The sequence below is a fragment of the Clostridium nigeriense genome (genome assembly GCF_050585245.1).
Taxonomy (GTDB): domain Bacteria; phylum Bacillota; class Clostridia; order Clostridiales; family Clostridiaceae; genus Clostridium; species Clostridium nigeriense_A.
On record NZ_JBNOOF010000037.1, the window covers coordinates 1 to 1,000 of the forward strand.

The window sequence follows — 1,000 nt, forward strand, 5'->3', positions numbered from 1 at the left end:
AATAAACAATTGCCAGTTATAACAACAAATTTTGAAGAAGTTAAGGCTAATTTAATAGCCAATATGGAAAAATATAAAGGGTTAGTAGTTACAGAAGAAAGTTTAAAGGATTGTAAGGCTACTCAAAAGGATTTAGCAGGACTTAGAAATAAGATAGACAGTTGCAGAAAAGATGTAAAAAAAGAAATGGAAAAACCAATTAAGGAATTTGAAGGTCAATTTAAAGAGCTTATAGGACTTATAGAAGAAGTTGAAAAACCTATAAAACTTGGAATAGCTGAATTTGATAATAAGCGTAAAGAAGCAAAAAGAATGGCAGCACAAACAACAATATTAGATTATATAGAAAAATTAGGATTAGAAGAAAAATACTCAAGCCAATTAACTGTATTAGATAAATATTTAAATTTATCAGCTAGTGCTAAAAGCGTGGTTGAGGATATAGAGCAAAGAGCAGCAGCATTAAAGCAACAACAAAATTCAGATAAAGCTAAAGCTGAAATGTTAAAAGCAACTATAGAAACTACTTTAGAAGCGGTAAATAAAACAATAAAAACTCCATTAGAGTATAAAGACTTTGAAAAGTATATAGAATTTGGTTGGGATATATCAAGGATAGTAAGAGAGATAAATGAAAAGGCAGAACTAATAAGAAAAGCAGAGCAACCACAAGAAGAGCCTAAAGAGGAATTAAAAGCAAAATTAATGCAAACCATGGTAGAAGCAGGAGATAAGGCTTTAAAGGAAGATGAAGAATTATTTTATGTAGATATTCATGTAGAACATAATCTTGAAATGATACAAGCCTTAAGTAAGTTCTTAAAGGACAATGGATATATTTATAAGGTTCATAGTAAAGGGAAGGTAAAATAGCCTTTTAGGAGGTCAGCATGGTAGAAGGTTGGAATAAAATTTATAGAAGCATTCAAGAGCATTGGTTATGGACTTGTGAGCCATTCAGTAGAGGACAAGCATGGATAGACCTTCTACTAATGGCTAA

The 1,000-nt window shown here is 30.8% G+C and carries 1 protein-coding gene; it reads left to right on the top strand.

The features are described from left to right. Nucleotides 1–873 (top strand): DUF1351 domain-containing protein (locus ACQPUY_RS17695; protein WP_430843367.1); only part of this gene is annotated, 873 nt, incomplete at its 5' end. Nucleotides 874–1,000 lie beyond the last annotated feature (127 nt).